Source organism: Paenibacillus sp. FSL R5-0713, assembly GCF_037973325.1.
Taxonomy (GTDB): Bacteria; Bacillota; Bacilli; order Paenibacillales; family Paenibacillaceae; genus Paenibacillus.
Window position 1 is genome coordinate 6,331,574 of sequence record NZ_CP150229.1, and the last position, 13,586, is coordinate 6,345,159.

Consider the following 13,586-nt stretch of genomic DNA (forward strand, 5'->3'; position numbering starts at 1 on the left):
CAACGCGGTCATATCCTAGAAAAAGAGACGAGTCCAAGATTTCTTGGCTCGTCTCTTTGTTATGTTTATCTGATTCGCGCTCACTGGCTCACACTTATCTCGAAGCCGCCGGCGGCAACGGTTGTTCATGTTGCTGCCGCCCTGTCCATCCCGGCCGATCAAGTTCAATGAGACGGCGGTATCGCTCTTCCCCGACCAGCAGTTGTTCGTGAGAACCCTGCATGGCAATCTGTCCATTTTCCATAAAAATAAGTTCGTCCATCTGTTCCGCACCAATCAGGTGATGGGTGACCCAGATCATCGTTTTGCCTTGCAAGCTGTCCAGAATGGTGCGCATCAGTTCACGTTCCGTCACGGGATCAAGCCCCACGGTTGGTTCATCGAATATCACAACAGGTGTCTCCCGGAGCAGTACCCGGGCAAGTGCAATTCGTTGTCTTTCCCCACCTGAGAAACGCAGACCCGTCTCCAGCATCGGTGTATCATATCCCTGCGGCAAGGATTCAATCAGACCGGATAAACCGACTTGGGCAGCCACCTGACGAATCTCCTCATCCGTTGCATGTGGACGACCAATCCGTAAATTATTGGCTACCGTGGTATCGAACAGGTGTGGGCTCTGATTCAGCACTGCGATGACATCAGGCACACTCTCATCCAGCGTCTGCACAGGTGCATTATTGATCAGAATGTTCCCCGCAGACGGAAGCAAGGCACCCTGAATGAGCTTCAACAAGGTCGACTTGCCGCCACCGCTTCGCCCAAGGATAGCTAATCGTTTGCCTTGCGGCAAATGAAGGGAGATATCCTGCACAGCGTAAGGATCATCCGGTGCATAGCGATAACTAACGCGATTGATCTCGATGTCTGCTCTTAGTTTGGGCGGAATGCGCAGACGAATTCGTCTGTGTTGAGTATCATCTGTAGCGGGTAAGGATTCTGATGGTTGTCTAGCCGCAAGTTTGCTGTTTTTTACTTCAGAGATCGACTCGCCTGTTCCGCCAACATCATCCACTCCCGTCTGCCCCTGAAGATCCGATTTCCCTTCCAGCTGTTTTAAGCGGTCCAGTGATTCCTGGTACTGTGGAAGATGCTCCACAGCATCCCCTACAGGCAGAAGTGTTTCCGTGAGCGGAAATAACACCAACACAAAAGCAGCAATCATCACGACAGGTAATTGTCCGACAGAAGCGGCATTTCCGGCCCATACTGTAACTGATACGACCATCAAGCCAATGACATACTGGGCCATCAGATCACGCCAACGTGTCCAACGTCGCAACTTGCGACGAACCATGTCGACCTGTTCTTCCGCCTCTTCCTGCTGCTGAACAAATTCGGTTGCTCGTCCACTTGCAAGCCAATCTCCCAGTCCAAGCACACCGTCAGTCAGACGGGTATACAACCTGCTGTTTTCTTTTTTTAGCCGCACACGCCATTTCCACGTCACTTTCAGGGAAATCGCAGGTAGCGCGGCAACAAGGAATAACATATACAAGCCCATCCACACCGCAAATCCCAGATCCACATTGCCAAAAGCAATCACAGCCCCGCCGTACATTACAAGCGCAGTTACAGCGGGAAAGACGGTACGTAGATAAATATCCTGCAACCGCTCCACATCATCGGCGAGTGCTCCAAGTACATCTCCGGTCTGCATGCGAGAATGCAAGAACAGGGCCTGTGGCTCCAGAATGCGATATAATTTCACCCGTTGATCGGCCAATACCCGCAGTACGGCATCATGTCCTGCCAAGCGCTCGATATATCGAAACACCGCGCGGAATATTCCAAATGCACGTACACCTACGATGGGGACATATACCATCAGAATATTTTCAGGACGCAGCGCAGACTTGGAGATCAGAAATCCGGAGGTAAACAGCAGCAGTACCGCACACAGTGCAGCACAAGTGCCTAACGCAATGACTGCGATGAATCTCCAGCGGTACTGTGCCACATACGGAGCAATCCAGCTATTTTTTTCTTTGCCGTTACGGACGGTCTCCATATGTTCATATCCGGACTTCATGTTATATCGCCTCCATCTGTGCCTGAATCATCTGATAATATACACCTTGCCTTGCTAGCAGTTCCTGATGTGTTCCTGTCTCTGCCACCGTGCCGCCATCCATAACAATAATCCGATCCATATGCGGCATCCAGTGCAGACGATGGGTAGCCAAAAATACAAGTTTGCCTTCGAACAGCGGCAGCATCGTCTGTTTCAGTTCATACTCTGTTTCCACATCCAGATGTGCTGTCGGTTCATCGAGCAGCAGAATGTTTCGTTTGCTCAGCAGGGCTCTTGCCATTGCCACCCGTTGCTCCTGCCCACCACTGAGCTGTCTGCCGCCAGCCCCAATAGGCTCATGCAGCCCACCGGATAATGAGGACAGTAACTTGGTTAATCCGGCAGCGCTAACTGCTTTGGCCACCTCCGCATCCGAAGCCTCCGGCATGTAGAAACGAACGTTATCGGCCAGGCTTCCACTAAAGATATACGGATGCTGCGGGATCGCTGCCGTCTGGCTTCGCCAGGATTCGAGCATATCCGATGTAACCGGCTGTCCGTTAGCCAGTACTTGACCCGAAGTAGGTAACTGGAAGCCAGCCAATACATCAATTAATGTGGACTTGCCTGCTCCGCTGGCGCCAATAATACCGATTTTGCCGAGACCTGTGATCTGAAATGTGACATCCTTTAGCGAATATGGACCTTCATCCTCATGCCGTACCTGTACATCCGTAAGTGCGAGTCTACTATTCTCATTCCAAGAGGATCTGGAGGAAAAGGAAGAATCCAACTCAGGAATAGCATCGGGATCAAGATCAGGGTGCACCGCAGCCATGTTGTCACTCAACACGACACGTATGGTCGAGATGCCGACTTTCCTTTTACCCGAAGTTAATGATGGTGTAGATCCTGCTTCGTCCTCTGCCGTAACCGCATGCGGAACAACATTAACATAGACTTCCTTCTGTTTCTGTTCAGCGGCTCTACCCCGTTCGATCACCTGATTAATGGCCGCTCCGGCTTCCTTACCGTCCAATGTGGCGTGATAATCAGCGCCGAGCATACGTACAGGCAGGAAATATTCGGGTGCGAGAATCAGTACCGTCAGCGCAGGACCGAGCAGCATATGACCTTCTGTCAGACGTAATCCCAGACCAACCGCCACGGAAGCAACGGACAGCATGGTGAAGAAGTCGAGTGCAAACGAAGAAAGAAAGGCCATGCGCAGGGTAGACATCGTTGCTTTCCGATACCGCTGACTGACCCGCACAATGGAGCCTTCATGTGTTTTGCTCTGTCCCAATGTTTTTAGCGTCTCCAGCCCACGCAGGGTATCGACAAAATGGTTAGCGAGCGCTTTGTAGGATCTGAATTGTCCGTCTATCTTACGCTGAGCTGCGAGGCCAATCAGAATCATGAACACGATTAGGATCGGGAGTGTCAGCATCAAAATAACCCCGGACATCATATCCAGCTTGAACACATACAGCAAAATGACGATGGGTGTGAATCCTATGCCCAGCATACGAGGAATGAACAGTTCGAGATACGTCTTGTATTGAGCGGTGCCCTCACGTGCCAGTGTAACCAGATGGCCTGTGCCCTCGGTCTTGGCATAACGCGGCCCAAGTCTGAACCACTGCTCCACCATCTGTCTGCGCAGATCAGTCCCTGTCCTCTCCGCATATCGTGATGTCACGAGTTGTAACCAGAAGGATAGAGCGTATCGGGCGGCAAAAGCAGCCAGGAACAGCAGCAGTACCGGGTACTGCTCCGTTACGGATGAACCTTCAAACAATGCCGTGATGGCTTGTGCCAACCATTTGGCTTGCATAATGATCGTCATCGCCTGTAGCAGTACCAGCGCTGATGCCAGCGCGAGTACTGGCCGGATGCCCGGCAGCTTCAGCAGCCCCCGTCCCATATCAGTACTCCAGGTGGTGCTGCTCGTTCAGGCGTTTGCGGAAGATATAATAACTCCAGATCTGATACCCAAGAACAAATGGCAGCAGTGTACAAGCTACAATGGTCATGACTTTCAAGGAATACGCACCAGATGCCGCATTGTATACGGTCAGGTCATATGCCGCTCCAAAGGAACTCACCATCACTCTTGGGAACAGTCCGATAAATACCGAAGCAAAGGCAATCGCAATCACAGCACCTGTCATACCAAAAGCCCAACCTTCACGCTTCTGACGAATGAAGTATGCCGCAAGCGCAAGTGAAACTGCACCAAGTACAACCATGATCCACAGTGCCCAGCCGCGAACGGCGAACACATCGGTCATGAAATACGTCAATATTGCATACACGGCAAGCAGTACAGCCAGCGGTAGCATCAATTTTTGCGCTGTATTCAAGGCACGCTCTCTGAGTTCCCCGACTGTTCGTAGGGAGGCAAACAGCAATCCATGAACCAGACACAGCAGGGTTACGCTCAAACCACCAATTACAGTGTACGGATTAACGATATCCAAGAATCCTGCGCGCAACTGCATCTCCCCATCAATGGGCAGACCCTTCATGAACGTGGCAAAGACTACGCCGAACAGGAAAGGCAGGAGCGCGCTGGATACCACAATGATGATATCCCATGTTTTGCGCCAACGCTGCTGTTTCATTTTACTGCGGAATTCGAAGGCAACCCCGCGACCAATCAAGGCGAGTAATACGACCACAAGCGGCAGGTAGAAACCACTGAACATCGTGGCATACCAGTGCGGGAAGGCAGCAAACATGGCACCCCCTGCTGTAATCAGCCATACTTCGTTACCATCCCAGAAGGGACCAATCGAGTTGATCAGGGTCCGGCGTTCACGGTCCGATTTGGCAATAATGCCTGTAGACATCCCCACTCCAAAATCAAAACCTTCCAAAAAGAAGAAACCGACAAACAATACGGCAATCAGCAAAAACCACAACTCACTTAGTGACAACGGAATAACCTCCATCCACGCCGAACGGATCGGCCGACTCATCGTGATCTTCCGGCTTATCAACCGCAAATGGCCCTGCCTTGATCTCACGTACGAACAGGTATACCATCACGATTCCAAGAACCGTATACGCGGCGGTAAAAGCAATGGTCGAGAACAGGATCATTCCTGCGGATACGTTCGGTGAGACACCGGCTTCGGTCGTCATATAGCCAAACACTGTCCACGGCTGCCTGCCAACCTCGGTCATGATCCAACCAGATGTATTAGCGATAAATGGCAGAGAAATAGCAATTACCATCAGACGCATGAACCACTTTCCTGCAATCTCCAGCTTCTTGCGCATGGCCAGAAACGTACCATACAGGGATAACAAAATCATTAAGCCACCTGCTGCGATCATAATGCGGAAACTCCAGAACGTTGTTCGTACCGGCGGGATGTAATTCCCCGGTCCATACGTCTGCTCATACTCGGCTTGAAGCTCCTTCATGCCTGTGACACTGCCGGAGAACTTGCTGTAGGACAGGTAACTGAGCAATCCAGGGATTTTGATCTCACCGGTATTCTCCTGTTTGTCTGGATCGATAAAAGCAACTACCGTCCATGGTGCCGGATCTTCTGTCGTCGTCCATGTGCCTTCACTGGCTGCCATCTTCATCGGCTGTGTCTCCACCAGATATTGCGCCTGGAAATGCCCGGAGAAAGCTACACCCAATGAAGAAACGAGTCCAATGATGATCGCAATATTAAACGATTTGCGGAAGATCTCCACATCCTGCTTCTTCATCAATTTGTAAGCACTGATCCCGGTGACAACGAAGGCACCTGTCATCAATGCCCCAAAAATCGTATGTGGGAACTCAACGAGAAGCTGACCATTCGTGATCAGTGCCAGGAAATCATTCATCTCGGCTCGGCCGTTGTTGATCTCAAACCCGACGGGATGCTGCATAAATGAATTGGCTGCCAGAATCCACAGCGCGGACAGGAATGTGCCGACAAACACCAGCCAGATGCAGGCCAGATGCACTTTTTTGGACAAACGATCCCATCCGAATATCCACAGCCCAATAAATGTAGACTCCATGAAAAACGCGAGTAACGCTTCAACCGCCAGTGGCGCACCAAACACGTCCCCCACGAACCGGGAGTACTCGGACCAGTTCATGCCGAACTGGAATTCTTGCAGAATACCTGTGACAACCCCGACGGCAAAGTTAATCAGGAACAGCTTGCCCCAGAACTTGGCCATCGTTTTGTAGATTTCCTTCCCCTTAACAACGTACAACGTCTCCATGATTGCAACCAACAGCACAAGACCGATGGATAGCGGGACAAAGAAGAAATGGAAAATCGTTGTAAGTGCATATTGGATACGCGATAACATAATCGGATCCATACCGTTACCCCTTCTTTCTGTTCACTTCGCAGTATGCGTATTTGGCATTGAAGCTGCACCTTCGCTGTCTGTCCGCCAAATACGTTGATGAACGTATTGTGCCAGATTCCCTATTTTATACATGTGAGAATTATCACAATCTCCGTGTTTAGAGCAAAAAAAAGTGATCCTGGTCACACAAAAGATAAAAATCAGCCTTTTGTAGTGCGAATTCAAATATCTTTTTTACAATATCGAGAAGGTGTAATGACGCCGAAATTAGAGGATTGGTGCTTAGGGAAGCTCTATAATGGCTTGCCTACTTCATCTATTCATGGAAGATACTCATGTTTGGGACGGAATGCCCATATGTTAGTCTCAGGCATATCATGCGAAGTGCCGTGAGGGCTTTACATATGAAGTGGAAGCATGAAGCACATGCATAGTGAAGGACGCTCCTTATTACAGTCAAGGTGAGGTGAACGATTCATGGAAAAACATGCGCCGTTACCAAGTGAAGACTCCGAAGCCAGTTCGGATAAGGCCCGTGCAGCTGTCGCAGAACAGCCCCCTGTCCGTTATGTTCTCTTCCCTCGCAAAGGAGGATGGTCATCCTTTCCCTATCCCGATATTGCTGCACTGCTATCGATTGAGGGCGAGGTCTACTATGTCAGCAGTCTGACGCAAACAGAGGATGTACCTGCGGTGATCACTGTAATCTCCTTACCTGAAGCCGAGCAGCTATTGATGGAGCCGCGTACCGTGGCAGTGGTCACTCATCCCTACTGGCTCATGGCTGCAGCTTCGCTGGAACCAGAGCTATGTATTGTCCTGCTCCCTGAGCCTGTCGGAGACGAAGCCTCTTCTCCCCTGTGGGAAAGCAGTATTTCCAAACTGGTGGGTATCGCTGATCTGGTAGGTACATCCTCCGAAACACGATATATGAAGCTATTATTCCAAGGCGTACGCGCCATCTGGCTGGGAGGCGAAGATCCTTCACAAGCGGGTACGGTGCAAAAGGATAATCTCGAAGTCCCTCTCCGGGACTACGAACTGTTCTTCCTGCATGCGCTGCGGCAGATCCTGTCAGGCACTCCGGATAGCGTTACCCTGCTTCAATGCAGTGTACGTGCTGATTTCTATCGCCAGCTTCGAGCCAAAGCAGGGGCGCATGAGACCATATCCTTTTTGCTGGCAGCCTATGAGTACTTGCTTGAAGATTCTCGGGCCATCCAATCATTACAAGAGGCATTCACCCAAGCGGTCCTGAATGGTCGAAGTGATTGTGTGATCTCCCACTATCGCTTCCTGTCTGCCATCCATGCCCGGGCCGGACAGTTGGAGGACGCCTTGCTGGTGTACGGAATTAGTGCAGCCGACGAACAGGAACGACATCATTATGAACAGTTATGTCGCTGGTTGGAGGCAGGAGAAGATCAACTTGTACGTGCGGAATTACTACGTATGAACGATGATTATGGAACCGCGCTGCGCACCCTAGAAGAACTTGGTGGAGAAACCGCGAGACATTGGAAATTCCGCATTTATCAGGAGACAGGTCGCGTGGAAGAGGCACTGGCGCTGGTTCATGCAGTCGATATTCAGGATGATGCCAGTCGCAGGGATTATCAGCAATTATCCGGAAGTGTGCTGGCCCTGCGAGGCGACAGACACGGGGCAGTCAGACATTTTCTCGAAACGGCACTGGAGGATGAAGATGCGCTCGCCCGGATTGTCGAGCTGGAATTGTTGGATCATGCCGTACAGCAATTGCTTGGGGAGGTGCCATGATGCTGGACCCGAAGAAACGCAGACAACAGTTGAATGGGCCTATGGTGCACAGGAATATCCGAACCGAAACCACTTACACGCCAACGGTAACAGTGGATCTGACACATACAGACGCATCGGGAGAAGGCGATCAACCGCCGAATCATGCACATCCAGCGCAGAACATCCGAAGCCAGGTGCATCACTGGGGCGGTGAACAAGGTCAGGGTGAACAGGATGCTGCTGTATCACAAGAGGAAACGAGTGCATTCAAAGAGCCCTTCTCCATCCGTCGAGTTCGCAAAAGCAAAGGCAACAAGCTGACCGCCATGCTCCAGGTTCGCAATGAACGCGGCCGATACCTTGAAGAAGTATTGCATGATCTGAGTGAGTTCGTGGATGAGATCGTGATTGTAGACGATGCCAGCACAGACGGAACCCCGGAGCTATGCAAAGCTTATCCGAAGGTGGTCCGCCTGGAGGTATTGGAGAAACCGCTGTTCGCCGAGGAATGGCGACTTCGCAACACCTTATGGCAAGCGGCGGCGGGAACACGTCCCGACTGGTTGCTATCGGTTGATGCGGATGAGCTCTACAGCACAGAGGCCAAGAAAGCCATACGCACGCTGATTAATCAGGAATATGCAGACTGGTTTGCCTTCCGTTTCTATGATATGTGGGGTGGCCGAACCCATTATCGGGAAGATGATCTCTGGTGTCTGCACAAGCGGCATACCGCTTCACTTGTACGTTATATGCCTGGATATCCTTATTTTTATCCACAACAGAATCATCATGTTCCCCGTCTTCCCTTGTCCTGCACCGTATTGCCCGGAGTCAGCACGGAACTGAAGGTTCAACATCTCGGCTGGGCAGGCAGTCTGGAGGACCGGGTCCGTAAATATTTGCGTTACAAGCGCATTGATCCCAGCGGTGAGTGGGGCAATCTTGCACATTACGAGTCGATTCTCGATCCGGAACCTCGGCTGATTCCCTGGAAGGAGGGACCGTGAGATGGGCGTGGTGAGTATTCTGACACATAGCTTCACCGACGGGTATAACCGGGAATTTGGTCGGGTATTCGGTGGTGGGCTGGAGCGGTATATCCTGGATCTGTGCAGTGTCATCCGCGGACTCGGACATATTCCCGAGGTTCATCAACTGTCCTATTTTGAAGCATTCCAGACTCGGACGGAGCAGATTGACGTATTCGGTTATTCGTACGACATGGATAATGTACCGGAAGCCTTTGATCGAATGGCAGCCGCGGCACGCGGCCCAGTGATCTATGCAAGCTGTCTGTGGCAGCCCATCACCTACAAACCGGGCAGTCTTGGCATCTGTCACGGCATTAACTGGGATCGTCCCGGACTGCCACTGGAGACCAAACAACAAGTGGCGGAACATATTCAACTCGCTCTGGATGGACTCGTGCGCATTGTATCCGTGGATTCCCATTTCCAGACCTTTTGCCGGGCTGCGTGCACCTATACCGATCCAAGGCAGGTTGTCCTGATTCCCAATGCAGTGGATACGTCCTATTTCACACCTGCCCCGCCAACACGAACCTTCGAGCAGGAACAGGAAGACGAATGGCTTGCCGCATGGAAGACCGATCTGGCGAGTCATGAGGAGAATGCCGGTGCAGTTATATCCGGGATGAAAGCTGTGGAAAGCAAGGTTGGACCGAGTGGTGATGGAGCATACAGTGGGAAGGCTAACGGAGATGGAGGTGGGGATACAGATAGCGATCAAGAACGAGATGAGAAGGGAGCGGTAGGTCACCATTTGGAGTTATCAAAGCTGGAAAAAGCCGAGGTAGTCGGCGGATCGTCTACGGTTGCTCGTCACCACCTGAATTCAACGGATTGGGCTACCGATATTGTAATATCAGCAGATGCTGATTATCAGGTTAATGTTCCGATTCAGGAACAGGTTGAACAGAAAACTATGGATATCCGCTTGACCCCTCCCCGCCCAATTCGCATTATATATCCGCGTCGCATCAGCATGGAACGGGGCATTATTCCCATGATGCTGGCAGCAGATAAGCTGCTGGGGGCTTTTCCGGATCTGGAGATTGAATTTGCCGGGGAACTGGTTGAAGGCAGTACGGTCGGGAGAGCCTTTCGTTATTGGCATCGTACTCATCCACATGCGGAGCGGATTACCCAGCGTACGTATGATTTCCGGGACATTCGGGAGGCCTACCATCAGGCAGATATCGCCGTAATTCCAACCGTGTTCTCGGAAGGTACCTCCTATGCCTGTCTGGAAGCGATGAGCTGTGGACTTCCGGTGATTGCCTCCAATGTCGGCGGATTGAATGATCTGATTCAGGATGGTTTTAACGGGCTTTTGGTACCTCCTGGCGAGCAGGAATTAACCGCCGCCCTGGTACGTCTCGTACAGGATCGGGCCGAGCGGGAACGACTGGGAATCTATGCGCGCGAGACCGCACTGTCTTATGATCTTGCCAAGTGGCGGAGCCGGTGGAGCACGGTGTTGGAATCTTTTTTGGCAGAGACAGGATTAAAGGAGGGAATTCGGGGATGATGGATACGCCCAAGGCAACGGAATTCATGGAATCAAGATACATTAGGCAAAGTGACCCTAAAACGGACACATTGGTCTTCCCCCTGCATCCGGCATGGTGGAGCCGTCCCTACGAATATGAATGGGCCCGGCGGTTTGCACGTCCAGACGATGTGGTCCTTGATGCAGCCTGCGGCATCTCCCATCCGTTCAAATTCTGGCTTGCCGAACACTGCCGCGAGGTTCACGCCTGTGATTGGGATGAACGCATTTTGTCTGAAGAGGCGATACGACTGGATATCGCTTCTGATTTTGGCGAGCTGGCCGCTCAGGATCTGCCGGAATCCACGCTCGTCCGATTGCACCGTGCAAAGGCCAATCTGGCCCAGCTTCCGTACGAGTCGGGTAAATTTGATCGGGTGTTCTGTATCTCTGTCCTGGAGCATCTGGATACGGGCACAATGCTGCGAGCGTTTCGTGAGTTCGCCCGCGTGCTGAAGCCAAACGGACAGCTGATCGCTACCTTCGATGTACCCGAGATGCGCCCTGATCTGCTGGAGACAATCATGGCCGTTACCGGACTAAACATTAAGGATAAGCTGAATGTGGAAGAGCCGAACGATGCGATCTGGTCTGACATGTACGGCGCGCCGATTCGCTGTTTTCGAGCGGTGATATGCAAAGGTTAAGGCACCGATCTATTGGCAACGGAACCATGCACGGTTCGGGGAATGCTCCGAAGACCGGTAGCTCCGTTGCTTTTGCACTTTCAATCGGAGATGGATTGAGAAAAAGATCGGGGTTACAGATTGGGGGGTGGGACTGGGATTTAGGGACTATGGATTAGAAATTAAAATTAAAATTAGAAGTTAGATAACAGATAAAAGATAACGATAAGTGATAAGTGATAAGTGATAAGTGAAATTATAGGTGTACCAGTAACATGTTGCACTGGTTGGTATACGCATCGGCAGAGGCTGCGCCGGGTGCTGTCAGGCGCAGCAGGATGTGCAGGCCCGGCGGAATGGTCGTCGCCGGGCGACCTGTGGCGGCAGATTGCCGCGCAGTGAGTTGGGCCGATTCGGCCCATTCACGTGCCAGGTTCTGCCGCCCGGCGAGCAGCGCGAGCGTGCCCGCAAGGAGTGCGTGAGCGACGCGCTCCGGGGTGGGCACCGCGTCCGTGCGGGGCTGCTGCGCGCCGTCAGGCGTGCCGCATAGCGCAAGCAGCCCTTCGCGGACGCCCGCGGGTGCTCGCAGCAACCCGCAGCGTGCCGCAGGCGGAAGCGCTGCGAGCAACGCCAGCGCGCCGCGGGGCGGCAGGGCTTGCAGCAGGCGCAGCCATGCGGCCCAGGCGCCCACGCCGGCGAGCGCTTGCGCCGCTGCGAGCACGCAAGCCGCAGGCGCGGCAGAGCCGCCGGGCGTTGCATCGCCGGGCGGGCTAGACGCCATGCCGCTGCTGCGAGCCATGGCCCCGCGCTGCAGCAGCGCCTCGGCGGTGTGGGCCGCAGCGGGCAGCCCAGCCTGCTGGCGAGCTGCCGCTCTGGCGTTGCGCCTGCCGGGCTGCTTGTGGCCCAGCGCCCACAGCGCCAGGGCCGCCTCTTGCCCGTGCTGCGCATGCACCGCCCAGAGCTGCAAAGCCGCCCGAGCGGCAGCGTCCTCGCCCAGCTGGGCGAGCGCAAGCCCGGCGGCCAGCGGCTGTGCCCGCAGCGGGCCCGCAAGCGCCGCCGCATGGCGCAGCAGCCACTCCGGCCGATGCGCAGCCAGCGCGGCCGCGATCAGTGCTTGCCATGCCGCAGGCGGCAAGCTTACTCGGGCGGCTACGCCTGCGATTGCGTGTGGCCGCCCAGTGGCAGCGGCCAGCAACAACAGCCGCTGCCATGCAGGCAAGCTGCCGGGTTGCACGCCCAGCGCCGCCGTGTATGCCGCTTCTACCTCTGCCCAGCGGCCACCCCGCTCATGTGCCATTCCTTCCAGCGTCAGGCTTCGGTAGGTTCCAGCACCAGAGACGGATGTATATCTGCTGGCTGTGGAAGCAGCCAATTTAGCCTGTTTTAACCAGTCCAGGGCCACGTCCTCTCTTCCTTGATCCAGTTCAAGTACAGCACCAAGTTCCAACAAATCCGGAAAATCCTCATACACCGGCGCCCACGCTTCCACCACAGCAAGCGCGCGTTCCGGGCTGCCAATCTCTCGCCAGGCGTAAGCCGTTTTCAGCACCAGATCCGAGTGATATCCACAATCCGGCATAAGCTGCGCTAATAAGGGCTGTAACAACCGGAGTGCTTCATCATACTTCGCTTGCTGAAACCATTCGGCAGCCAGAGCATATAACAGCTCCGGTTGATTTCCCTCCTGATTCAACGCGGAACGGATCAACTGCATGTTGCGTGCACCTTTATGTTTGGCATTGATCACCTGCTCCAGATATCCGTAATGCATGACCTCAAGTCCAGAATGAAGTACGCCTTGCGGAGCGAGTGCCATGATCGAAGAAGCAATCTCTTCGTGAATTCTGCCCTGAAAAGCAATTCGGGAATCATTACGGAACAATCGACATACCGCATCCGTCACGCGCTCTTCACCGGACACACCCAGCAGACTCGTGACCTGTATCCAATATCCCCATACGTCGTCTCTGCTTGCTGCTAACAACTGCACGAGTTCTGCCTTCATCTGCGGGGTCTGTACCCATACCTCATCTGCATCAAGCACCAGAATCCACGGTTTCGTAGCTGCGGCCAGCGACAGATTACGGGCTTTACTGAAGTCACCCTTCCATTCCGCGTGGATGACAACGGCACCATGGAGACGCGCAATTTCAGGTGTATCGTCTACCGAGCCTGTGTCCACAACGATGATCTCATCCACAACATCCCTGACTGCATTCAAGCACCGCTGGAGTGACCTCGCTTCATCCTTCACGATCATGCACAAGCTAATCTCC

The 13,586-nt window shown here is 53.2% G+C and carries 9 protein-coding genes; 4 read left to right on the forward strand and 5 right to left on the reverse strand.

Going from position 1 to position 13,586, the window contains the following annotated elements; translation table 11 throughout:
• Positions 1-94 precede the first annotated feature (94 nt).
• Genes cydC through MKZ12_RS28200 form a run of 4 tightly spaced genes read right to left on the reverse strand, consistent with a single transcriptional unit; the run spans position 95 to position 6,358 of the window.
• Positions 95-2,032 carry a thiol reductant ABC exporter subunit CydC gene (gene cydC / locus MKZ12_RS28185; RefSeq protein WP_339257824.1) on the reverse strand — a complete coding sequence of 646 codons (1,938 nt, stop codon included), beginning with the start codon at positions 2,030-2,032 and terminating at the stop codon, positions 95-97.
• A 1-nt stretch (position 2,033) separates the two neighbouring features.
• The gene (gene cydD, locus MKZ12_RS28190) at positions 2,034-3,941 is read right to left on the reverse strand and encodes a thiol reductant ABC exporter subunit CydD (RefSeq protein ID WP_339257825.1); all 1,908 of its coding nucleotides are present in this window, start codon (positions 3,939-3,941) and stop codon (positions 2,034-2,036) included.
• 1 nt (position 3,942) lies between these two features.
• On the reverse strand, positions 3,943-4,998 hold the full coding sequence (cydB, locus tag MKZ12_RS28195) for a cytochrome d ubiquinol oxidase subunit II (protein ID WP_339257826.1): 1,056 nt from the start codon (positions 4,996-4,998) through the stop codon (positions 3,943-3,945).
• A complete protein-coding gene (locus MKZ12_RS28200) occupies positions 4,943-6,358 on the reverse strand; it encodes a cytochrome ubiquinol oxidase subunit I (protein ID WP_339257827.1) in 1,416 nt (471 codons plus the stop codon). Before MKZ12_RS28200 ends, cydB begins: the two co-directional genes overlap by 56 nt.
• A gap of 468 nt (positions 6,359-6,826) precedes the next feature.
• On the opposite strand from MKZ12_RS28200, the gene MKZ12_RS28205 reads away from it, so the two are divergent.
• The 4 genes from MKZ12_RS28205 to MKZ12_RS28220 are packed head-to-tail and all read left to right on the forward strand — an operon-like array spanning position 6,827 to position 11,331.
• Positions 6,827-8,128 carry a hypothetical protein gene (locus MKZ12_RS28205; RefSeq protein WP_339257828.1) on the forward strand — a complete coding sequence of 434 codons (1,302 nt, stop codon included), beginning with the start codon at positions 6,827-6,829 and terminating at the stop codon, positions 8,126-8,128.
• Complete coding sequence (locus MKZ12_RS28210) at positions 8,125-9,120, forward strand: glycosyltransferase family 2 protein (RefSeq protein WP_339257829.1); 996 nt, start codon at positions 8,125-8,127, stop codon at positions 9,118-9,120. Before MKZ12_RS28205 ends, MKZ12_RS28210 begins: the two co-directional genes overlap by 4 nt.
• Before the next feature lies 1 nt (position 9,121).
• On the forward strand, positions 9,122-10,663 hold the full coding sequence (locus MKZ12_RS28215) for a glycosyltransferase (protein WP_339238544.1): 1,542 nt from the start codon (positions 9,122-9,124) through the stop codon (positions 10,661-10,663).
• Positions 10,660-11,331 carry a class I SAM-dependent methyltransferase gene (locus tag MKZ12_RS28220; protein ID WP_339257830.1) on the forward strand — a complete coding sequence of 224 codons (672 nt, stop codon included), beginning with the start codon at positions 10,660-10,662 and terminating at the stop codon, positions 11,329-11,331. Before MKZ12_RS28215 ends, MKZ12_RS28220 begins: the two co-directional genes overlap by 4 nt.
• A 235-nt stretch (positions 11,332-11,566) precedes the next feature.
• Here the strand turns inward: MKZ12_RS28220 and MKZ12_RS28225 are convergent, their stop codons facing one another.
• Positions 11,567-13,570 (reverse strand): glycosyltransferase family 2 protein, encoded by a 2,004-nt coding sequence (locus MKZ12_RS28225; protein ID WP_339257831.1) that lies wholly within the window; start codon positions 13,568-13,570, stop codon positions 11,567-11,569.
• Positions 13,571-13,586: the final 16 nt, after the last annotated feature.